This is a genomic window from Arthrobacter sp. KNU-44, assembly GCF_051843155.1.
In the GTDB taxonomy this organism is placed as follows: Bacteria; Actinomycetota; Actinomycetes; order Actinomycetales; family Micrococcaceae; genus Arthrobacter.
The window spans coordinates 1,771,456-1,791,824 of record NZ_JBPXNG010000002.1; the positions used below are offsets into that span (position 1 = coordinate 1,771,456).

Annotated in this window: 19 protein-coding genes and 1 other RNA gene; 12 read left to right on the forward strand and 8 right to left on the reverse strand. The window is 64.3% G+C overall.

What is annotated here, in order from left to right:
• Positions 1-87: 87 nt before the first annotated feature.
• The 3 genes from ffs to recR all read left to right on the forward strand — a co-directional run bounded on the left by ffs (position 88) and on the right by recR (position 3,991).
• Positions 88-184, forward strand: an RNA gene (ffs, locus tag ACSVHC_RS09120) — signal recognition particle sRNA small type.
• A 33-nt stretch (positions 185-217) separates the two neighbouring features.
• Positions 218-3,229: a DNA polymerase III subunit gamma and tau gene (locus ACSVHC_RS09125; RefSeq protein WP_437772252.1), complete on the forward strand. Its 3,012-nt coding sequence runs from the start codon at positions 218-220 to the stop codon at positions 3,227-3,229.
• Between the two features lie 162 nt (positions 3,230-3,391).
• On the forward strand, positions 3,392-3,991 hold the full coding sequence (gene recR, locus ACSVHC_RS09130; RefSeq protein ID WP_028265726.1) for a recombination mediator RecR: 600 nt from the start codon (positions 3,392-3,394) through the stop codon (positions 3,989-3,991).
• 4 nt (positions 3,992-3,995) lie between these two features.
• Here the strand turns inward: recR and ACSVHC_RS09135 are convergent, their stop codons facing one another.
• Both ACSVHC_RS09135 and ACSVHC_RS09140 read right to left on the reverse strand, forming a co-directional pair.
• Positions 3,996-5,177, reverse strand: coding sequence for an ABC transporter permease (locus tag ACSVHC_RS09135; protein WP_437772251.1), 1,182 nt, complete (start codon positions 5,175-5,177; stop codon positions 3,996-3,998).
• Entirely contained in the window at positions 5,174-6,130 is a 957-nt protein-coding gene (locus ACSVHC_RS09140; protein WP_439180884.1) for an ABC transporter ATP-binding protein, read from the reverse strand. Before ACSVHC_RS09140 ends, ACSVHC_RS09135 begins: the two co-directional genes overlap by 4 nt.
• A gap of 252 nt (positions 6,131-6,382) precedes the next feature.
• Here ACSVHC_RS09140 and ACSVHC_RS09145 point away from each other — a divergent pair, with 252 nt between their 5' ends.
• Positions 6,383-7,729: an aspartate kinase gene (locus ACSVHC_RS09145; protein ID WP_437772249.1), complete on the forward strand. Its 1,347-nt coding sequence runs from the start codon at positions 6,383-6,385 to the stop codon at positions 7,727-7,729.
• 143 nt (positions 7,730-7,872) lie between these two features.
• On the opposite strand, the gene ACSVHC_RS09150 is transcribed toward ACSVHC_RS09145, so the two are convergent.
• Both ACSVHC_RS09150 and ACSVHC_RS09155 read right to left on the reverse strand, forming a co-directional pair.
• Entirely contained in the window at positions 7,873-8,052 is a 180-nt protein-coding gene (locus ACSVHC_RS09150; RefSeq protein ID WP_437772248.1) for a hypothetical protein, read from the reverse strand.
• A 174-nt stretch (positions 8,053-8,226) separates the two neighbouring features.
• Complete coding sequence (locus tag ACSVHC_RS09155; RefSeq protein WP_437772247.1) at positions 8,227-8,436, reverse strand: hypothetical protein; 210 nt, start codon at positions 8,434-8,436, stop codon at positions 8,227-8,229.
• 124 nt (positions 8,437-8,560) lie between these two features.
• On the opposite strand from ACSVHC_RS09155, the gene ACSVHC_RS09160 reads away from it, so the two are divergent.
• Genes ACSVHC_RS09160 through ACSVHC_RS09175 form a run of 4 tightly spaced genes read left to right on the forward strand, consistent with a single transcriptional unit; the run spans position 8,561 to position 10,958 of the window.
• Entirely contained in the window at positions 8,561-9,064 is a 504-nt protein-coding gene (locus ACSVHC_RS09160) for a MarR family winged helix-turn-helix transcriptional regulator (protein ID WP_437772246.1), read from the forward strand.
• A gap of 16 nt (positions 9,065-9,080) precedes the next feature.
• Positions 9,081-9,650, forward strand: coding sequence for an SSI family serine proteinase inhibitor (locus ACSVHC_RS09165; protein ID WP_437772245.1), 570 nt, complete (start codon positions 9,081-9,083; stop codon positions 9,648-9,650).
• On the forward strand, positions 9,547-10,590 hold the full coding sequence (locus tag ACSVHC_RS09170) for a 3-methyladenine DNA glycosylase (protein ID WP_437772244.1): 1,044 nt from the start codon (positions 9,547-9,549) through the stop codon (positions 10,588-10,590). The genes ACSVHC_RS09165 and ACSVHC_RS09170 overlap by 104 nt, the downstream gene beginning before the upstream one ends.
• Positions 10,587-10,958: a serine protease inhibitor gene (locus ACSVHC_RS09175; protein WP_437772243.1), complete on the forward strand. Its 372-nt coding sequence runs from the start codon at positions 10,587-10,589 to the stop codon at positions 10,956-10,958. Before ACSVHC_RS09170 ends, ACSVHC_RS09175 begins: the two co-directional genes overlap by 4 nt.
• Positions 10,959-11,261: 303 nt before the next feature.
• On the opposite strand, the gene ACSVHC_RS09180 is transcribed toward ACSVHC_RS09175, so the two are convergent.
• From ACSVHC_RS09180 to ACSVHC_RS09190, 3 genes are all read right to left on the reverse strand, one after another.
• Positions 11,262-14,411: a S8 family serine peptidase gene (locus ACSVHC_RS09180; RefSeq protein ID WP_437773947.1), complete on the reverse strand. Its 3,150-nt coding sequence runs from the start codon at positions 14,409-14,411 to the stop codon at positions 11,262-11,264.
• Positions 14,412-14,716: 305 nt separating this feature from the next.
• Complete coding sequence (locus ACSVHC_RS09185) at positions 14,717-15,007, reverse strand: DUF1540 domain-containing protein (RefSeq protein ID WP_345449533.1); 291 nt, start codon at positions 15,005-15,007, stop codon at positions 14,717-14,719.
• Between the two features lie 136 nt (positions 15,008-15,143).
• Positions 15,144-15,329 carry a hypothetical protein gene (locus ACSVHC_RS09190; protein ID WP_437772242.1) on the reverse strand — a complete coding sequence of 62 codons (186 nt, stop codon included), beginning with the start codon at positions 15,327-15,329 and terminating at the stop codon, positions 15,144-15,146.
• A gap of 352 nt (positions 15,330-15,681) precedes the next feature.
• On the opposite strand from ACSVHC_RS09190, the gene purS reads away from it, so the two are divergent.
• The 3 genes from purS to purL are packed head-to-tail and all read left to right on the forward strand — an operon-like array spanning position 15,682 to position 19,005.
• The gene (purS, locus tag ACSVHC_RS09195; RefSeq protein ID WP_028265707.1) at positions 15,682-15,933 is read left to right on the forward strand and encodes a phosphoribosylformylglycinamidine synthase subunit PurS; all 252 of its coding nucleotides are present in this window, start codon (positions 15,682-15,684) and stop codon (positions 15,931-15,933) included.
• A 1-nt stretch (position 15,934) separates the two neighbouring features.
• Positions 15,935-16,690, forward strand: coding sequence for a phosphoribosylformylglycinamidine synthase subunit PurQ (gene purQ / locus ACSVHC_RS09200; RefSeq protein ID WP_437772241.1), 756 nt, complete (start codon positions 15,935-15,937; stop codon positions 16,688-16,690).
• Positions 16,687-19,005, forward strand: a complete 2,319-nt coding sequence (gene purL / locus ACSVHC_RS09205) for a phosphoribosylformylglycinamidine synthase subunit PurL (protein WP_236814546.1) — start codon at positions 16,687-16,689, stop codon at positions 19,003-19,005. The genes purQ and purL overlap by 4 nt, the downstream gene beginning before the upstream one ends.
• 81 nt (positions 19,006-19,086) lie before the next feature.
• Here the strand turns inward: purL and ACSVHC_RS09210 are convergent, their stop codons facing one another.
• Entirely contained in the window at positions 19,087-19,380 is a 294-nt protein-coding gene (locus tag ACSVHC_RS09210; protein ID WP_236814542.1) for a DUF503 domain-containing protein, read from the reverse strand.
• An 81-nt stretch (positions 19,381-19,461) separates the two neighbouring features.
• Between ACSVHC_RS09210 and ACSVHC_RS09215 the strand changes: the two genes are divergently transcribed.
• Positions 19,462-20,319, forward strand: a complete 858-nt coding sequence (locus tag ACSVHC_RS09215; RefSeq protein WP_437772240.1) for a DUF1206 domain-containing protein — start codon at positions 19,462-19,464, stop codon at positions 20,317-20,319.
• The last annotated feature ends 50 nt before the right edge of the window (positions 20,320-20,369 follow it).

Below are 20,369 nucleotides of genomic sequence, written 5' to 3' on the forward strand. Positions count from 1 at the left end.
GCATCAAGGGGACATGTCCATTTTTTGGCGCTCACAAGGCACATGTCCGCAAATTCGGAGGGCTCGAAAACTTCGGGTAAGCTTGTCGACGGCCCCTCATGTGGCGTCATCCTGTTGAACTCCCCCAGGACCGGAAGGTAGCAAGGGTAGATGGGCTCTGGCGGGTGCATGAGGGGTCTCTTATTTAAATGTCAGTCCCTATAGGTAGGTTTCCCCTGTGACTGTTACTACTGCGCTTTACCGCAGATATCGCCCCGATTCTTTCGCGGACGTTATCGGGCAGGAACACGTCACCGAGCCGCTCATGACGGCCCTGCGCAAAAACCGGGTCAACCACGCCTACCTCTTCTCCGGCCCGCGCGGCTGCGGAAAAACCACCTCCGCCCGCATCCTCGCCCGCTGCCTCAATTGCGCCGAAGGGCCCACAGACACTCCTTGCGGCAAATGCAACAGTTGCGTTGAGCTGGCCCGCGGCGGCTCCGGCTCGCTCGACGTCATCGAGATCGACGCCGCCAGCCACGGTGGCGTTGACGACGCCAGAGATCTTCGCGAACGCGCCACCTTCGCCCCGGTCCGGGACCGCTACAAGATCTTCATCATTGACGAAGCCCACATGGTCACATCTGCCGGCTTCAATGCGCTGCTGAAGATCGTCGAAGAGCCGCCGGAACACATCAAATTCATCTTCGCCACCACGGAGCCGGACAAGGTCATCGGCACCATCCGCTCACGCACGCACCACTACCCCTTCCGGCTGGTGCCGCCCGAGCCGCTGATGCAGTACCTCGAGCTTCTCTGCCAACAGGAGAATGTGCCCGTCGCTCCCGGTGTGCTCTCCCTCGTCATCCGGGCCGGCGGCGGGTCGGTGCGCGATTCCCTCTCCGTACTTGACCAGCTCATGGCCGGCGCCGGACCCAACGGCCTGGACTATGAACTCGCCGTCGCGCTTCTTGGATACACCCACGCTTCACTGCTCGACGACGTCGTCGAGGCAATCGCCGCGTCCGATTCCGCCACCGTTTTCCGTGCCGTGGACCGTGTCATCCAAACCGGGCACGATCCCCGCCGCTTCGTCGAGGACCTGCTGGAGCGGTTCCGCGACCTCATCATCGTCCAGGCCATGCCGGAAAGCGCCCAAGCCATCCTCCGCGGCATGCCGGCGGACCAGATCGCCCGCATGCGGAGCCAGGCCAACAACCTCGGTGCCGCTGAGCTCTCCCGTGCCGCGGACGTCACTAACACCGCGCTTACCGAGATGACCGGCGCCACCTCGCCCCGCCTGCATCTCGAACTGCTCTGCGCCCGCATCCTGCTGCCCAGTTCCGAGCAGACCGAACGTGGCATCGCCGCCCGGATCGACCGCGTCGAACGCCGCCTCAACTACGGCGGGGCACTTCCTCCCGGGGAAGCCCAAACGCCGCCGGAAGCTGCCGCGGCTCCTTCGATTGTCGCCGCGCCGCCCGCCCGCCCGGCGGATCAAGCAGTGGAGCGCCCGACGGCGGCCGCCAGTCCCGCTCCCGCCTCACCACCGCCCGGCTCACCAGCGCCCGTGCCACCGGCGCCCTCGCCATCCGAGGTCGCTGAGGCTCCCGCGCCCGGCCGTTCGCCTGCCTCCGGCGAACCGTCCAAGGAACAACTGACACCGCCACAGGTCTCCACTACTGACTGGCCCGTGGATGAATCCAGGCAACAGGCCAGCCGTCCGGCTCCCGAAAAAGCTGCCCAAGCTCCTGGTCAGCTTCCTGCTCAAGCTCCCCCTGCGCGCCCGGTTGCCCAGGCGCCATCCGTTCAACCAGCGGCAGATCAGGACCGGACCCAGTCCCTGGCCGCACCAGCTCAAACGGCCGCGCCTAGCCAAACGCCCGAGCCTGCCCGGGCCCAGGCGTCAGCCCCCGCACAACCGTCAGCCCCCGCACAACCCTCCCGGCCCGCCACCGGGGGCGCCGATGTCGAGGTGATCCGGCGGGCTTGGCCCGAGATCCTCCAGACGCTGACCAAGATCAAGCGCAGCAGCTGGGCTCTGGTCGGAGCGAACGCACAGGTGGCGCAGTTCGACGGCCAACTTCTGACTCTGGCATTCAGCACTGACGGCCTTGCGAGCGCTTTCAGCCGAGCAGACCATGCCGAGAACCTTCGCCAGGCAATCCACAAGACGATCGGCATCGACTGCCAGATCACTTCGGTCGTCGGCGGCAACAGCTCAGGTAGCTCTGAACCAAACCCAAAAGCACCGGCTGACCCGACGCCCTCTGTAGGCGGTGGCGCCTCTCCCGTTGTGTCATCCGCCGTGGACAGCGCATGGGGACTTGCCCCTGCGGCACAAAGCCCTGCCGCCCAGGAAGCCGAAAGGGCCGTCCCGGCACCAGCCCCCGAGGCCGCTCCGACCCAAACCGTTTCCCGTGCGCAGGCTTCCGCTTCGGCAGCTGCCCCGGCATCGTCCGCCGCAGCAACTGCGTCGTCCCCAACGGCACCGACAGACCTGGCCGCGGACTACTCGTACTCGGACGATGATTGGGGTCCCCCGCGGGACGAAGACGCTCCCCCGCTTGACGAAGAACCGCCCATGGATTGGGAGCCGGCCGCACCTTCGCCAGCCCCTTCGCCCCGCGCTGATTCGGCGCAGAACAGCTCAGCCCCCGCCACCTCTGCCCCCACGAGCAAGCGCTCCACCCAAGCATCTTCGGAGAAGAAGTCCAAGGCCCCGGAAGATCCATGGTCGAAGGCTGTCGAGCACGCGCCGGGTTCCTGGGTGGTCGGCACGGAGTCCAACGTTGGCTCCACAGCTTCGGGCATCTCTGCCGATCCTGACGGTCACGCCAATTCATCTGCCCCGACGACACCCAGTCCCGTCTATGAACCTGCCGCAGCGCAGATTCCAAACCAGCCGCAGGCTGCAGTGCCGGCACCGGCCACCGCGCCGGCGGCCGAACCCGCGCCTTCGCCTGCACCCGCCCCTGCCCAAGGATCAACCCCCGCAACAGTGCCGGTGCCTTCGGGAACCGGGAAGCAGAGCCTCTACCAACGGCTTTCGAACAGCCCGGAAGCCATGGCCGGCCGTGAGAAAGCACCGGCACGGGCAACCGTCGCGCCTGGCAGCGTGGTGGAGGACATTCCGAGTGCCGACGATGAAACCATCGAGGAGTCGGGAGTCTTTGGACGCGCAGCCGTCGAGCGTATTCTGGGCGGAAAGCTACTGGAAGAACGGTCACTGGACAGCATGCGCCGCTAACAACGAGACGCCGTCCCAACACCCTGCGTGGGCCCGCAAGGTGTTCGGCGGGGAACCTCAAGGAACCCTGTCTAAGAGCCCGCCGGCGCCCGAGTAAGGTGCCACCAAACCGCGACGCCCGCCGAACAGCGACGGCGTCCACACCAAACGAACGAGGACATTGTGTACGAAGGCGCAGTACAAGAGCTGATCGACGAGCTCGGCCGGCTCCCCGGCGTCGGGCCGAAGTCAGCGCAGCGCCTGGCCTTCCACATCCTTGAGGCCGATCCCGAGGACATGAAGCGGCTGGTCGCGGCCATCACCACAGTCAAGGAACGCGTGAAGTTCTGCACGGTCTGCGGCAATGTCACCGAGCAGGAGCTGTGCAACATCTGCCGCGATCCGCGCCGCGACCCCTCCGTGATCTGCGTGGTCGAAGAATCCAAGGACGTCCTGGCGGTGGAACGCACACGGTCCTTCCGCGGCCGGTACCACGTCCTCGGCGGCGCCATCAATCCGATCGCCGGAATCGGGCCCGAGCAACTCCGTATCCGCGAGCTTCTGACCCGGCTCAACGACGGCGCCATCCAGGAAATCATCATCGCGACCGACCCCAACCTTGAAGGCGAAGCGACGGCCACCTACTTGGCCCGCATGTTGAAGTCGATCGGCATCACCGTCACCAGGCTTGCGTCCGGCCTCCCGGTGGGCGGAGACCTGGAGTACGCGGACGAAGTTACCCTGGGAAGGGCCTTCGAGGGTCGCCGCAACGCCCTCATGTAGCGGCTTAGGCGATCCGCGTCCCGCTGGCCAACCGGCCTGCGGGCGTCCGCAGCGAACGCCAGCCGAGCCACATGAGCAGCCCCGTCAGGACCAGTTGCAGGCCGAGTCCCAGTGGCCACAAGGGCGTCGTCTGCTTGAGGTACTGCGGCTGCGGCACGCCGTTTGCGCATAGGTAGGAGTGGTCCGGGCCAGCAAGCGCGGACCTGGCGCCTTGGCTGATGCCTTCGATCATGCCGACCGAATAGAACGCCGACCCGTTCCGGTCCGGATACGGAATGGCGTCGGCCACCACCACGTAGGGATTCAACGCGAGCATCCACGCCACGCGTTCGGTCCGGGCGGCCGGGTGCTCCACCAAGGGACCCTCGCAGGTATAGGCCGGCTGCGCCGGTTCAAGCGGTTGCCCCTGCTGACTCGGCTGCACCGGCGCATACAAGACACCACGGCCAACGGGAGAGTTGGCCAATACCGTGCCCTGCGCCAGTTGCGTTCCCAGTCCGAAGGAAATCAACGATCCGACCACCAGTGCGGCAACTACCAAGTAGCTCACCACGATCGAGAACAAGGGCCGCCCTGCAAGCGCGGAAATCCCCACTCCGATCCCGCAGACAACGGCCAGTTCCACCGCCAGCATCAGCAAGGAAACCACCACGTGCCCCGGGGTCAGCCCGCCTTGGAACATTCCGAAGACAAGGAACGGGGCACTCGTCGCGAGGAAGGCGAGTGCCGCTAGCCACCCCGCACAGAACTTGCCCCAGAGAATCTGGCCCGGGGTCAACAAAGTGATCTGCAGGATGGCGAGCGTGCCTCCGGCGCGGTCGCCGTTGATGGCATTGGCGGACAGCGCGGGCGCCACAAGCAGGGCAAACAGGAGCACGAAAGCCAAGACGACCTCGAAGATCATGGACCCGGCACCGTCCTGCTGCGCCAGTGCCGACGGCGGCATCGTCGAACGACGCGCTTCCATGCTGGCGTTCCAGGCTAGCCAGGTCAGCCATGTCACTACTGCGATCACAAAGAACCAGATGCCCAACATGATGTACCAGCCGCGGGAGCGCAAGCGTTGTTTCATCTCAAGGACCACAACGTCGCGGATCCCGCTAAGATAGCCGACGACGGCGTTTCCGCCACCCGTAGCTCCCTGCGGTTCCGCTGGTCCCGGCACGGTGTCATTCACGTTGCTCATGGCCTCTCCGTATCCAGGTTCATGTACGTCTCTTCGAGGGCACCGGCTGCCGGGGCGAAGGAAACCACGCCGATGCCGGACCGGACGAGTTCGCCCAAGAGGGCGGCAGCGCCGTCGTCGTGCGTCAGCAGCAAGGTGACCGACGGGCGGCGGCCCGCCTCAACGCGGTGTTCCTGCCCCAGTTCGTTGAGCTTTGCGGTGAGGGCCTCGTTGTCGAGGGCTGTGATGGCATAGCGCCGGCCCTGCAGGGCGGCCTCCTCGAGGGTCTGCTGTTTCACGGTGCGGCCCTGGCTGACGAACACCGCTCCGTCCGCGATTTCATCGAGTTCACTGAGCACGTGGGAGGAAACCACCACGGCTTTTCCTTCCCCGGCCAGGCGGCGCAGCAGGATTCGGAGCTCCACCCGGGATCCCGGGTCGAGGCCGGACGCAGGCTCGTCGAGCAGAAGCACAGAGGGGTCGTGGATGAGGGCCCTGGCCAGGCTGAGCCGTTGTTGTTGGCCCCTGGAGAGGACGCGGGCCGGCTGGTCGGCAAGGGTGTCCAGCCTGACAAGCTCGAGCAACCCGGCAACACGCGGGGCGATACCGACCCTGGGCAGACGGTAGAAGCGCGCCATCTGGACCAGGATTTCCCGGGCGGTCAAGGACTCCCATACACCGAGTGTGTCCGGCATCCAGCCGATCCGGAGCCGCGCGGCCGCGCTGTCGTGAACGGGGTCCAGCCCGTTGATCCGGATGGTCCCGGAGTCGGGCCGCAGAAGCGAGGCAAGCATGAGGAGGAGCGTCGTCTTGCCAGCCCCGTTGGGACCAATGAGCGCCGTGACCTTCCCTGGCGGCGCATGGAAATCGATGTGTTCGACGGCGTGGACCGTACCGAAGCGGCGTGAGACGCCTTCGGCGGATACTCCGAGGGCGCCACTGCCCGGAACGTTTGAACTTTCAGCTATGGACATGCTCTACTCACCTGTTTCCCCCAAACAGAACAAGTACGCTTCAATTCCCGTGAGCCCACATGCCCGCAGGCTGCGTATTTCTTGATCGTACGCCAAGCCGAAACCGCCGGGCATGCACGCAAAGGCCGAGATTTGGTCACAATTCCCCCGCCCGCCGCGCCCGGCGATAAACTGGCCACATAAGCCACGTAGCTATGCCGCTACCTGGCCACGCAACGTACGATCCCCAATTGATGCAGTGAGGGTGCGCGCATGAGTTTGCCCACTACCGATGTGAAAACCGAAGACCTGACCGCGCCGGCTGCCAAGACAAAGCAGCTGATCGTGCAGAAGTTCGGTGGCTCCTCGGTGTCCGATGCAGAAGGCATCAAGCGTGTCGCCCGCCGCGTGGTTGACGCACAAAAGGCCGGCAACGAGGTTGTCGTAGTGGTTTCCGCCATGGGAGACACCACGGACGAACTCCTGGATCTCGCCGCCCAAGTCACCGATTCTGCTCCCGCTCGTGAGATGGACATGCTCCTCTCCGCAGGCGAGCGCATCTCCATGGCCCTGCTCGCCATGGCCATCAACAAGTTCGGCGCCTCCGCCCAGTCGTTCACCGGCTCGCAGGCCGGCATGATCACGGACGGCATCCACGGCAAGGCCCGCATCATCGACGTCGACCCCCACCGCATCCGAACCGCATTGGACAAAGGGCACGTCGCCATCGTGGCCGGCTTCCAGGGCATGACCCGCAGCACAAGGGAGATCACTACCCTTGGCCGCGGCGGATCCGATACCACCGCTGTGGCCCTCGCCGCCGCGCTCGAAGCGGACGTCTGCGAAATCTACACCGACGTCGACGGCATCTACACCGCGGACCCCCGCGTGGTCTCCACCGCCACGAAGATCGACCGTATCTCGAGCGAGGAAATGCTGGAACTGGCAGCTTCCGGCGCCAAGATCCTGCACTTGCGCTGCGTGGAATACGCCCGCCGATTCGGCGTGCCCCTGCACGTCCGGTCCTCATTCAGCCAGAACGAAGGCACCTGGGTCCTGCCCAGCGCCGATGACAAGATCACGATTCAAGAGGGAGTTGCCTTGGAGCAGCCAATCATCTCCGGTGTTGCACACGACCGTTCAGAAGCCAAGGTCACCGTGGTCGGCGTCCCGGACATCCCGGGCAAGGCCGCCGCAATTTTCCAGGTCATCGCCAAGGCGCACTCGAACATCGACATGATCGTCCAGAATGTGTCCACGCACGGTACCGGCCGCACGGACATCTCATTCACCCTGCCCATCGTCGAAGGCGCCGACGCCCTCACTGCCCTCCGTGCGGCGCAGCCTGAAATCGGCTTCGAAAGCATCGAATACAACGAGAACGTCGGCAAGCTTTCGCTGATCGGTGCCGGGATGCGTTCGCACCCGGGCGTCTCCGCGACCTTCTTCAAGGCACTCTCCGACGCCGGGATCAACATCAACATGATTTCCACCTCGGAGATCCGCATCTCTGTCGTCACGCACGCCGATCTGCTTGATGATGCCGTTCGCGCCATCCATAAGGCGTTCGATCTCGACGGCGACGCCGAGGCAACCGTCTATGGCGGCACCGGCCGCTAGACGCCCTCCGCCGTCTAGCGGACGCCGTCGGGAGTGCACAGCCAGGCACCGCCGTCTAAATCTGAAGTGTTTTAACGTGAAAGAACCGGAGCTTTGGCTCCGGTTCTTTTGCTTTCCCGCGGCTTTTGGTCCCGCACGCGGCTTCAGGCGCTTTCCTTGCGGACTCCGTAGTGGTGGCCCTGGTCGTCCGTTTCGACGACGAAATGCCCCAGGTCTTCTTCCGACGCCGTCTCGAAGTCGTCATGCTTGTGGACTACGGGCGTATCAATGTCGCCCCGGGTTGCCGGGCCGAACCAGAAGCGAAGCCGATCGGTTACCCTCATGAAACTATCGAGTGCATGTCCCACAATTCCCACCTCCTTCCCCGCTGCGAGGTCCAGCCGTACGGTTGGAGCTGAGTGGTTCCAGTGAGGCCAATTTTACGCCCGGAACCCGCAAAAGGCCCGGGTCGGCGTCGATCGGTGAGAGGCAGGAACTGGGCCCACACCGGCAAGGGACTAGCGAAGGGATTTGTCGTCCGGGTTCTTGGGGACCACGTAGGTGCTGCCATCCGGGCGGCGGACGGTCTCCCACTGCTGCGCTTCGGCCTGGCGCCTCGCGAGGAGGCGCTTGTTCTCCTCGGTCATTTCATGATTCAGGGAACTGCTGTGCGCCGGACCGAAAATGATCCGCAGCTTGCCGGTTGCACGCATGAATCTCTGGGTCATGGTCTCTTTGGCCACCTGGTCTACCCTCTCTCAAAAGGATGTTGTGGTTTAAGAGTACACTAACAATTAGTGCACTAACTATCGGCCGGTACGGATCGGTCGCCCACACGGAACGGAGCAAACCATGGCTGCCGCAAGCACACCCATTGCCCCTGAAACCACCGCCCCGCCGGAAGACGATCTGTTGCTGGAGCGTCAATTGTGCTTCGCCCTGACCGTGGCGTCGCGGAGCGTGGTGGGCGTCTACAAACCGGTGCTTGAAAGGATGGGGCTGACCCATCCGCAGTACCTCGTGATGCTCGCCCTATGGGAACGCAGCCCGCGCACGCTCAAGGAAATCAGCGAGGCACTCCTGCACGAGCCAGCCACTCTTTCACCGATCCTGCGCCGGCTCGAAGAAGCAGGATTCGTGACCCGGAACCGCATCCACGGAAACGAACGGGCCCTCGCCATCACCTTGACCGAAGCCGGCGCCGCCCTCAGGGAACAGGCGACGGCTGTGCCTGGAACCATCATGGAGCGGCTCCAACTCACGCGCGCCGAAGTAGCGGAACTGCACCGGGCGATGACGGGCCTCATCGCAGCCACGCAACACCCTGCTGCCGGTACGGGCGATAAACTGGCATAAATCAAGGAGAACCCCCATGCGTCTGCGAATAGTCCGGTCAGTGCTGGCCATCCTCGCTGTCGCTGGTCTTGCCGCCTGCACGCCCGGCGCCGGAGGCGGTTCGCCCACCAGCCCGGCGCCTGGCAGCAGCGCGTCGTCCTCGCCGTCGAGCAGCCCTACCGGACTTTTGCCTGACGAAACGGCGTCTCCCAGCGGCAAACCGACCCCTTCGTTCTCCCCCACCGCGCCCAGCTCACCCGGCCGCGGAGAAGCCGAGCTTTCGATCATCGTCAAGCTCTCCCCTACGGCAGCCCCGGAAAGCTACACGCTCGTCTGCACCGGCGGTGTCCCCTCCGCGGAGAGCCACCACCCCACCGCAGCCGCTGCGTGCGCCGCCCTGAAAAAGAACCCCGCCCTCCTCACGCGAACGCCGCGCTCTAGCGACCAGGTCTGCGACCAGCGTTACGGCGGACCCCAGACGGCAATAGTCACCGGGGCCGTTGATGGCGTGGGCGTCGAGTCCTCCTACAAGCTCACGGACGGCTGCGAAATTTCCGCCTGGGCCGCCGTCGCCGACATCATTGGTTCAAGCGGTGCCGGAGCTTAAATACACGCACCTCCCGCAAGAGAAATGGCTCGCGCTGGAGGCCGCCCACCACGCCCGCGTCGAACGCTACGCCAAGCCATACTTGGCCCGCCGCTCCGCAGGCCAGAAGCATCCCGTCGAAGACTTCCTCTTCACCTACTACACCCAGAAGCCCGGCCAGCTGCTGCGCTGGCACCCGGGCGATGGCGTCGCGCTCTCCGGCCCGAAAGCGGCGGAGCGGGCCGGGTGGAAGTATTACCGAGCGCTCGACGACGGCGCGCTGGCGGCCGCGGGTCTGCCCGCCCGTACCGTTGCGGTCATCTTCGATCGCCGCAAGTTCGCGGCCGACCGCACCGAAGCCCTCCGCTTCGCCGGCATCATCCTCTCCGGAACCGTCGCGCGGCCCGCCCAGTTTGGTTGCTTCGGACTGCACGAGTGGGCCATGGTCTACCGCCAGGACAAGTTCGATCTTCGCCACGAGTACCTCAAGCTGCGCCTCGGCGCCGAAGGCACAGACACCGTGGTGGAAGACAACCGGATCCGCTGCTCGCACTTCGACGCCTTCCGTTTCTACACTCCGGACGCCATCCCGCTCAATGAGCTCACCCCCACGCGGAACAACCAACGCACCATGGAGCAGCCCGGCTGCCTTCATGCCAACATGGACCTCTACAAATGGGCGTACAAACTGACACCGGCCCTGCCGAGCGATCTGGTGATGGACTGCTTCGAACTGTCCTGGCGGATCCGGGCCATGGACATGCAGGCCTCCCCCTATGACCTCGAAGAGTGGGGATATCCGGCCATCAGGATCGAGACACCACAAGGCAAGGCCGAGTACGTTGAGTATCAGAGGGCATTCGCCGCAGAGGCCCAGGCGCTCCGTGCGCGGGTCCTCGACGAAGTGCAACCGCTCCTGGAACTCCTCGTACCAACACCGTCTCACGAAGGACAGCGATGACTTCAAGCAATGGAAAGTACGACGTCGAACTCACCATCACGCTGACGGAGGCACCAGGCGCGGCGGACTATGAGTTCGTCCTGCTCGGCTCCGGCGGCGAAGTCTCCGAAGGCTCGACCCTTCCGGACCCCCGCGCGGCACTTGCCGCCGTCGAGCAATTCGGCGAAGAGATCTTCTTTCCGGTTCCCCGGCCGGACCGTATTTGCACCCAGCAATACGGCGGTCCGCAGGTGGCAACGGTTACGGGCAGCTTCCGCGGGCGCGAAGTGAGTAGCCGCTTCAGCCGGACTGACGGCTGTGAGATCGCCCGTTGGCGCACCATGGCAGCACTCCTCGGCGGCGTGGCAGGATCCACAGGAAACATCTAACGACGCCCGCTCACATATAACCGTCCCGGGCCGGACGCCCGCTCACATATAACCATCCCGGGCCGGACGCCCGCTCACATATAACCATCCCGGGCCGGACGCCCGCTCACATATAACCATCCCGGGCCGGACGCCCGCTCACATCATCTGCAAGAGGGTTCCACCGTTAAGGTTCAAAAGTGAGCGAGCGTCCGCCAAAAGGGCCATATAAGTGAGCGGGCGTCCGGGGGTCACGAAGAAAACGGCCGGCGGGATATCCCGCCGGCCGCTGCCTTGCATTTCTGTCAGACGATCATTGCCGCACTAAAGGGCGTTGTTTGACTGGTCCTCCCCGTCATTCTGCAGTTTGGCCTTGCCGTGCTCGCCTTCCTGGTCATCCTTCGGCACCACGGAAACGCTGCCATTTGCCGAGACCAGGACGGACACAAACGTCGGCGAGCTGGTGCCGGCAAAGGTGAGTCGGCCGATGTAGGAACCCGGTGTCAGGTTGTTCCACGCGAAGGTGAGCTTCCCGGATTTGCCGTTCTTCATCTTGATCGGGTTGGGCGTGACGGTGGCGTTGCCTTGGTTTGCGCCCAGGATCGCGGCATCAACGCTGGCCTTGGTGGGCCGGTTGTTGGGGCTGGCAAACAGGTTCGCGATGATGGTGTAGGTCCCAGGCTGCGGGTTGTCGAGCGAGAGCGACTCACTGGCACTCGGTGTCGCTGCCGTGAACAACTGACCCGACGGCGACAGGACATACAGATCGAAATCCGCGGTGGGATCGGAAGAAATCACCGAGAACTTCGCGAACGCCGTTCCAGGGGGAACGGTGGCGGTCTTGACGAAGTTCGAAGCATCGTTCGCCACATTCACTGGACCTGGAACCAGCTCCGCGGCCGAGGAGTCAGCCTTCGAGAGGCCGTCAACGGTCACGGCCGTCGGAGAATCGGAACCGGAGACGATGTTGATGTCCGCGGATCCGCTTGCCTGCTGCGATGTGAAGGCGACGCTCTTGGAGGCCACCACCGACTGCGGACGGACCGCAATCGGAGAGACCACCGACTTGTTGGCGCCTTCCCACTTCAACGATCCCATCGCGAAAGCACCCAGTGGCGCGCTCTTGTTTTCGAAGGTCACCGTGAAGGTCTTCTCCTGGCCGACTTCGTTGAAGTTCAGCACAGACGGGGTGACCTTGACGTCAACCCCGGGGACGTTGACTGTTGCCCGGTATTGTCCCGGGGTCAGGGCCGTGACAGTGCGGGTGACCGCGATCTTGCCCGCGAGGTTTCCCAGGGCGAACGACGGAAGGTTCATGTCGCGCGGCAGTGTCGAGCCAAGTCCCGGCTTGCCGAGATCAACGCCGGTGCCCTGGATGAACTTCAGGTAGTCCTCGGTTCCGGCATCGTAGACCAGGCCCGGTTCCAGCACGCTGGCAGGGTTCATCTCTCCTGCACCGGTAGCGAAGACGTCCTGGTTCTTGCTTCCATCGGCGAGCTTGACGTCACTCGCCGTCGTCATCATGGCCGACTTGACCATCGCCGGTGACCAATCGGGATTCTTCGCCAGGATCAAGGCTCCGAAACCTGCAATGTGCGGGGATGCCATGGAGGTACCGGACATGAATCCGTACTCATCACTCTTGCTGCCGATCGGCGAAACACCCGCCAGCACGGCAACGCCGGGAGCCGAGACGTCCGGCTTGAGGAGATCCGAATCGGTGGCGAGGAGCGGGCCGCGGGAGGAGAATCCGGCGATCTGCGGCTGGGCCTCGAGCGGAAGACCGGTGGTGTCGTGGTCAACCAGGGAAACAGTAAGTCCCGGCCTTGCCGCGACCTTGTCCTTGATGGCTTGCGAGGCCGGAGGATTCACGTGGACGGTGGGCACCGCGTGCTTGTCGGTGTCCAAGGAGGAGTTGGCGAGGTTCACGAGGATCATGCCCACGCCGCCACCGCGGAGCACCTCGGCGCTCTTGGCGACGCGGTCAACCACCCCGCGGTCACACACCACTACCTTGCCGGCGATTTTCGCCGGGTCCAGGGATCCAGGCGCACAGAGTGCCGCGTTACCGGCACCTGAGGCGGCGTTGGCAGAGAGCACGACGCCGGCCCCGCTCACCTGGTGGTTCATGATGCTCGCTCCGCGGAATTTGGTGCCGTCGGAGAATTCGACGGTTCCCTGGAGCTCCTGGGAGAAGGAAGTAGCCGCAACCGTGGTCATCCAGGGTGCGCCGTGGTTGACGGTACTGGCCTGCGGACCCGAGTTACCGGCGGACGCCGCCACAAAGATCCCGGCCGACGCAGCAGAGAGGAACGCGAGCGAGACAGGGTCGGTGGTGGTGTCCGTAGCGCCGGAAATGGAGTAATTCAGGACGTCCACGCCGTCGGCAACGGCCTGGTCAATGGCGGCGATGGCCGCGGAACTGTAGCAACCGCCCGTATTGGGGTCGGTGTCTTCCCAGCAGACCTTGTAGATCGAGAGCTTGGCAGCTGGTGCCACTCCGCTTGTCTTGCCGAAGCTGCGGCCATCCACGAATGTTTCCACACCGGAGTTGCCAGCGGCGGTGCTGGCCGTGTGCGTACCGTGGCTCACGACGTCGATGGGCGAGATCTGTTCCTGGGGTGCCCGTTGGGCTGGCGGAACCGTCTTAAGGAAGGCATCTGCGAAGTAGTGCGCGGCGAGGACTTTGGAATTGCAGGCAGTTCCGTCGAACGCTGCCCCTGTGTCCGTGCCCTTCTGGCACTCGCCTACGAAGGTATCTCCATTGGCCTTCAGCATGGCGATCTTGCCGTCACTCGTGCGGTACGGGACGCCCACCTGGGGGTCCCCGACCAGCGGCTGGACGGGATCGCCGGCGAAGAACTTGCTTGTGGGCGTGTAGCCGGTGTCGATGACGCCCACCACAGTGCCCTTGCCGGCCTGATCCTGGCCGCCGAACTGGGTATTCCACACGCCGTTCGGTCCGCTGAGGTTGAGGAAATCGGTGGTGGAGTAGTCAGGAGCGGACTGCGTGTCCGGGGCAACGAGGAGGACGTCGGGGTTCTTCGCGAGATTGACGGCCTGGTTCGCGGAAAGGGTGGCGCTGAAGCCGTTGATGGCTGTGGTGTAGTCGCGATTGATGCTCACGCCCTGCTGCTTGGCCACGTCCTGCTGCTTCTGCTGCAAGTGGGCCTGGTACTGCCTCACTTCGGCCCTGCCGACGTCAAGCTTCTTGCCGGATTGCGGCTTGGTGGGCACATAGCCGGGAGTTCCGCCGTCGTAAGTGGCCGCCGGCTTCTCTGCCAGCACCACTACGTAGCGCCCATCCTGATAAGACTTGGGGTCGACATTCCGGGCAACCCCCGCAACCGTTGATCCGAAGGCCGTTGAGCCGGAAGCGGGCGAAGCATGAGCGGGTGTCAAAGCCACCGAGGAGAGCAGAACCGGTAGTCCAACTGCCAACGCCGCAGCTTTTCGAAGCCCCCCGCTTCTAATGAAGCTCTTTCCTTGTGAATTCACGAGTGATTGCACCTTTCCGGGCGATCGTGGCGGTCATGTCAAGATCAATCAACTTAGGACGGGCACCGATTGACAGTTCCTGTAATCAGCTAAAGCCCAGCCGACTCAAAGAGTACAGAGTGATAGCTGAATATGACATAGGACACATTTCACGTTTTTTGTCATGTCATTCGGCATCAGAATACATCCGCACGCAGCAACGGGCACGCCCCCGTCGGAAGGGGACGTGCCCGCCGTGCGGACATTCAGATATTGATCACGAAGGCGGCCTGAAAGGAGCCTCAGGCGTGCTGGTACGTCAAGCAATCAGCCGCTTCGGCACCGGGGCCGATCCGGACATCGTGGGCCTCGCACATGAGGTTGTTGTTGTGGGTGCATTCCGAGCGCTGGCAGGCACCGACATGCGCCAGGACTTTGGGGAGTCCTCCCATGAGCGCGGTGTCAATGAAGGTGGCGCAGGAAGCGTGATCCGCGGTTCCGCCGATCGTAATCCCGTAGGCGGTGCAGCCATGATGGTTGAATCCGCAGCTGCCAACGCTGCATGCGGACACTTCGGCGACGTGTTCGGTCATTGCTCCTCCTGTTGGACGGGGAATTTCCTAGACAGTAATTCCAAGCTACTCCCGAATACGCGCCTTTAACCCGGAGGATTAGCGCATTTGCGCGTACCCTATTGCGCCCCAGACGGTGTCAGCGGCCCGGGCCGCGCTAAGAATGGATCCCTCTCAGCGCGTCGCTGATTTTGGCCCTTGTCGAAGCATCCGGCGGGACGGAAATGCGGTTTTCCCGGGCAGCCCGGTCCGCCATGATCCTTTGGAAAACCACCCTGCCCAGGCCGGCGAAAACAGCGGCAAGGACTACGGGCAAAACCATCGACTTAGCGTTTTCGGCCATGCCGCAATCCTAGTGACGCAAACCACCCCCGGCCAGAGCCGCCGTCGTTCAGTGCCCGGAGCCGCCGTCGGGCGTTGAATACCCCCGACGACGGCGGGGCGCCGCCGCGAATTGGCGCGTACCTTTTGCTTGGTAGCCACCTCTTCACCGATCTCCCGCAAATAGGGTATGTAGCGATTTGGCCGGTAGAATGGGCATGCAAGCTCGCGGAGCGCCCCCCTTATTCCGTAAGACCCTGCCGCTAAACACTGTTGCTGAACGCTGTTTGGAGGCAGTTCCGGCGTGAGACGGCACCACTCCGCGGCAGCCTTTAACCAAGGTTTAACCAACGCTCACGCACAGGAGTTACCGGATGCCCCGGATCGTCGTCGACGTCATGCCCAAGCCCGAGATTCTGGACCCTCAGGGGAAGGCCATCGTGGGCGCACTGCCCCGCCTCGGCTTCACCAGCTTTAGCGCAGTCCGCCAGGGCAAGCGCTTCGAACTGACCGTCGACGGCGAGGTGACCGATGCCATCCTCGCCCAGGCTCGCGAGGCCGCCGAGACCCTGCTGTCCAACCCGGTGATCGAAGACGTCGTCAACGTCGAGGTCGTCGAGGCCTGACATGACTGAACTTCCTTTGATCGGCGGAGCCCCTGTGGCCGTCGAACCCCATTTGCTTGGGGCCAAGATCGGCGTCGTCACCTTCCCCGGCACCCTTGACGACCGCGACGCCGCCCGCGCGGTCCGCCTCGCAGGCGGCACCGCCGTCGCGCTCTGGCATGCGGACACCCACCTGGCCGACGTGGACGCCGTCGTCATCCCGGGCGGTTTCTCCTACGGCGACTACCTGCGCGCCGGCGCGATTTCCCGCTTCGCTCCGCTGATGTCCCGGATCATCGATGCCGCCAACAGCGACGCCAAGCTGCCCGTGTTGGGTATTTGCAACGGCTTCCAGATCCTGACCGAGTCGCACCTGCTCCCGGGCTCCATGATCAAGAATGACCACTTGAAGTTCTTGTGCCGCGACCAGGTGCTGCGCGTGGAGAACAACAAGACGGTGTGGACCTCGGACTACGAGGCGGGCGAGGAAATCACGGTTCCGCTGAAGAACCAGGATGGCCAGTACATCGCCGACGACAAGACCCTGGACGCCCTTGAGGCCGAGGGCCGCGTCGTGTTCCGCTATGTCGGCTGGAACCCGAACGGTTCTCGCCGCGACATTGCCGGCATCAGCAACGCCGCCGGCAACGTGGTGGGCCTCATGCCGCACCCGGAGCACGCGGTGGAGCCCGGATTCGGTCCTGAGTCCAACGCCGGCACGGATGGCTTGGGCTTCTTCACCTCCGTCCTGAACAAGATCGTGGGAGGCGCACAGTGACTACCTCAGCTGAAACCGTCGGCAAGAAGTTCAACATCGACACGGTGGAGAACGCGGCTAAGACGCCGGACACCGAGCTTCCCTGGGCCGAACTCGGCTTGAAGCAGAACGAGTTCGACGAGGTCGTGAAGGTCCTGGGCCGCCGGCCTACCGGCGCCGAGCTTGCCATGTACTCCGTTATGTGGAGCGAGCACTGCTCCTACAAGTCCTCGAAGAACCACCTGCGCCAGTTCGGCGAAAAGGTGACCGAGGAGATGAAGAAGGACATGCTCGTAGGCATCGGCGAAAACGCCGGTGTCACCAACTTGGGCGACGGCTGGGCCGTGACGTTCAAGATCGAGTCCCACAACTCGCCGTCGTTCGTGGAGCCCTACCAGGGTGCCGCGACCGGTATCGGCGGCATTGTGCGGGACATCATCTCGATGGGCGCCCGCCCGGTAGCCGTGATGGACCCGCTGCGTTTCGGTGCCATCGACCACCCGGACACGGCCCGCGTCATGCATGGTGCCGTTGCCGGTATTGGCGGCTACGGCAACTCGCTTGGCCTGCCGAACATCGGCGGCGAAATGGTGTTCGACTCCGTGTACCAGGGCAACCCGCTGGTCAACGCGCTGGCAGTCGGCGTCATGCGCCACGAAGACATCCGCCTGGCCAACGCCTCCGGCAAGGGCAACAAGGTAGTCCTTTTCGGTGCGCGCACCGGCGGCGACGGCATTGGCGGCGCCTCGGTGCTGGCCTCGGAGTCCTTCGACGACACCAAGCCGTCCAAGCGCCCCGCCGTCCAGGTAGGCGACCCCTTCGCCGAAAAGGTGCTCATCGAGTGCTGCCTGGAGCTGTTCAAGGGTTCGCTGGTTGAGGGTATCCAGGACCTCGGCGCCGCTGGCATCTCCTGCGCCACGTCCGAGCTCGCTTCCAACGGCGACGGCGGTATGCAGGTTGAGCTGACCTCCGTGCTGCTCCGCGATCCCACCCTGACCCCGGGCGAAATCCTGATGTCCGAGTCGCAGGAACGCATGATGGCGGTAGTCACCCCTGAGAACATCGCCGCTTTCGAAGCGGTCATGGACAAGTGGGCCGTGGAGTACTCCTGGCTGGGCGAAGTGACCGACACCGGCCGGCTGATCATCACGTGGGAAGGCGAAGTCATTGTCGACGTCGACCCGCGCACTGTTGCCCACGACGGACCGGTCTACGACCGCCCGTTCGCCCGCCCCTCATGGCAGGATTCCGTGCAGGCCGACACCTTCACGGGCTCCGTGCAGGACGCCGGGCGCCCTTCGACGTCCGGGGAACTGGCTGCCGCCATCACCGAGCTTATTGCTTCGCCGAACATGTGCAGCAAGGCCTGGATCACCAAGCAGTACGACCGCTACGTCGGCGGCAACACCGCCATGGCGTTCCCGGACGATGCCGGAGTGGTCCGCGTGGACGAGGAAACCGGCCTTGGCGTTGCCCTGGCCACTGACGCCAACGGCCGCTACACGTACCTCGACCCGTACCACGGCGCACAGCTGGCACTGGCCGAGGCGTACCGCAACGTCGCAACCTCCGGCGCCGTCCCGATGGCCGTCAGCGACTGCCTGAACTTCGGTTCCCCCGAGGACCCGGATGTTATGTGGCAGCTGGCCGAGTCTATTCGCGGCCTGTCCGATGCGTGCATGGAGCTGGGCGTCCCGGTCACAGGCGGCAACGTCTCGCTGTACAACCAGACCGGTACCGTGCCGATCCACCCCTCCCCCGTGGTTGCAGTGCTGGGCAAGCTCGACGACGTCGCGCGACGCACGCCTTCGGGCTGGAAGGAAGATGGCCAGGCCATCTACCTGCTGGGCACCACGGCTGCAGAGCTGGACGGTTCGGAATGGTCCAACCTGCGCGGACACCTCGGTGGCTTGCCGCCGAAGGTTGACTTGTCCATCGAGCGCCAGCTCGGCGAAATCCTCATCAACGCTTCGCGCGACGGCATGATCGACGCCGCGCACGACCTCTCCGAGGGCGGCCTTGCCGCTGCGCTGGTGGAGTCCGCACTTCGCTACGGCGTGGGCGCCCGGATTGCGCTGGACGAACTCGTGGAGCGGGACGGCGTGGACCTGTTCACCGCATTGTTCTCCGAGTCCCAGGGCCGGGCCATCGTGTCCGTTCCGCGCTCCGAGGAAATCCGCTTCAAGGACATGTGCACTGCCCGCGGCTTCGCCCACCTCCGGATCGGCGTCGTCGACGCTGCCGGCGGCAAGCTGGAGATCAACGGCGTCGACGAGCTCTCCTTGGACGCCCTCAACGAAGCCCACGAGGCCACCCTGCCGAAGTACTTCGGCTAAGCTCCGGTAACCCCAACGCGGGGTCACTTACGGCCCAAGAATCCCCTCGGGATGGGCCGTAAGTGACCCCGCGTTGTGTTTTCAGTCTTCGCTGTGGAGGTCCCGGCGTCGGGCGCTCAGCAGCTCCAGTTCGGGGCGCGCGGCAACGAAGCGTTCGACGGCGTCGAGCACCTCCACGAGATGCGCCCTGTCTGCTGCCACTGCGCCTGCGCCGATGAGCACACGCCGATGCTGGTCCAAGTGCCCGGTCTCGGCGGCAGAGACCTCGAAACGCCGTTTCAACTCGGCGATCAGCGGGCGCACGAGAGAGCGTTTCTCCTTGAGGCTGTGCACCTCGCCCAGGAGGATGTCGAACTCGATCCACGCGATCCACATGCGCCCATCGTATCCAGTGGTCGCGCGCCCTCCCGCTTGGGAGCCCACGGTGGCAAGATGAGGACAGACCAAAGGAGCTCCATGGGCGCGGACGATCATATGAACAAAGCTGGCAATGCCGTATCCCGGGGCGCCGATTCGGTGGGAGATGCCGTAGACGACGCCAAGGATTCACGGACCGTCAGGATCGTGGCGCGGGCCGGCTTTGTCGCCTTAGGGCTGATACACCTTCTGATCGGGATCATCGCCCTCGGAATCGCGCTGGGCTCATCCGGCCAAGCCGACCAAAGCGGTGCGGTCGGCCAGATGGCCGCCACGCCCGGCGGCGTCGTTCTTTTGTGGGCGGGACTTGTGGCCTGCGGCGCCCTCGCTCTGTACATGGCGAGCGACGCCGTGATGGGGTGGAGCGGGCGCGACAGCTCCAAGCGCTGGATGAATCGGCTCAAGGCGGCCGGGCAGGCGATCGTCTTCGCTGTGGCCGCAGTGACTTTCGGCAGTTTTGCGCTCAGCCGTCCAAGCAGCAGCAGCGAGAAATCCCGTTCGACCAGCGCAGACCTCATGTCCAGCACTCCCGGCACCGTCCTCCTGGTGATCATCGGGGTGGCGCTGCTGGCAGCCGCCGGCACATACGTCTTCATGGGAATCACGCGCAGGTACGAAAAGAACTTGAGGGGAAAACCGTCCGGGGCCTTGGGAGATGCGTTTACGGTGCTTGGCGTGGTGGGCTATTGCGCGAAAGGGGTGGCGCTCGGCGCCGTCGGCTTGCTCATCCTGATCGCCACAGCGGCGCACGACCCCTCCCAACAAGGCGGCCTCGACTCGGCGCTCAAGGCCTTCCTGAAACAACCCTTCGGCGGATGGGTGCTGGGGTTCGTCAGCCTTGGACTCATTGCCTACGGTATCTATTCCTTGTTCCGTTCCCGTTACCAGCGCCTTTGACTCGGGCCGCGCCGGTTGGCACGGAGCAGCCGGCAGAAACGCCCGACGGC

Excerpts from the sequence above, each read along its gene's own strand:
- ACSVHC_RS09135 (WP_437772251.1), bottom strand. The coding sequence starts at position 5,177 with ATGAGCAACGTGAATGACACCGTGCCGGGACCAGCGGAACCGCAGGGA.
- ACSVHC_RS09140 (WP_439180884.1), bottom strand. The coding sequence starts at position 6,130 with ATGTCCATAGCTGAAAGTTCAAACGTTCCGGGCAGTGGCGCCCTCGGA.
- ACSVHC_RS09145 (WP_437772249.1), top strand. The coding sequence starts at position 6,383 with ATGAGTTTGCCCACTACCGATGTGAAAACCGAAGACCTGACCGCGCCG.
- ACSVHC_RS09150 (WP_437772248.1), bottom strand. The coding sequence starts at position 8,052 with ATGAGGGTAACCGATCGGCTTCGCTTCTGGTTCGGCCCGGCAACCCGG.
- ACSVHC_RS09155 (WP_437772247.1), bottom strand. The coding sequence starts at position 8,436 with ATGACCCAGAGATTCATGCGTGCAACCGGCAAGCTGCGGATCATTTTC.
- ACSVHC_RS09160 (WP_437772246.1), top strand. The coding sequence starts at position 8,561 with ATGGCTGCCGCAAGCACACCCATTGCCCCTGAAACCACCGCCCCGCCG.
- ACSVHC_RS09165 (WP_437772245.1), top strand. The coding sequence starts at position 9,081 with ATGCGTCTGCGAATAGTCCGGTCAGTGCTGGCCATCCTCGCTGTCGCT.
- ACSVHC_RS09170 (WP_437772244.1), top strand. The coding sequence starts at position 9,547 with ATGGCGTGGGCGTCGAGTCCTCCTACAAGCTCACGGACGGCTGCGAAA.
- ACSVHC_RS09175 (WP_437772243.1), top strand. The coding sequence starts at position 10,587 with ATGACTTCAAGCAATGGAAAGTACGACGTCGAACTCACCATCACGCTG.
- ACSVHC_RS09185 (WP_345449533.1), bottom strand. The coding sequence starts at position 15,007 with ATGACCGAACACGTCGCCGAAGTGTCCGCATGCAGCGTTGGCAGCTGC.
- ACSVHC_RS09190 (WP_437772242.1), bottom strand. The coding sequence starts at position 15,329 with ATGGCCGAAAACGCTAAGTCGATGGTTTTGCCCGTAGTCCTTGCCGCT.
- purS (WP_028265707.1), top strand. The coding sequence starts at position 15,682 with ATGCCCCGGATCGTCGTCGACGTCATGCCCAAGCCCGAGATTCTGGAC.
- purQ (WP_437772241.1), top strand. The coding sequence starts at position 15,935 with ATGACTGAACTTCCTTTGATCGGCGGAGCCCCTGTGGCCGTCGAACCC.
- ACSVHC_RS09210 (WP_236814542.1), bottom strand. The coding sequence starts at position 19,380 with ATGTGGATCGCGTGGATCGAGTTCGACATCCTCCTGGGCGAGGTGCAC.
- ACSVHC_RS09215 (WP_437772240.1), top strand. The coding sequence starts at position 19,462 with ATGGGCGCGGACGATCATATGAACAAAGCTGGCAATGCCGTATCCCGG.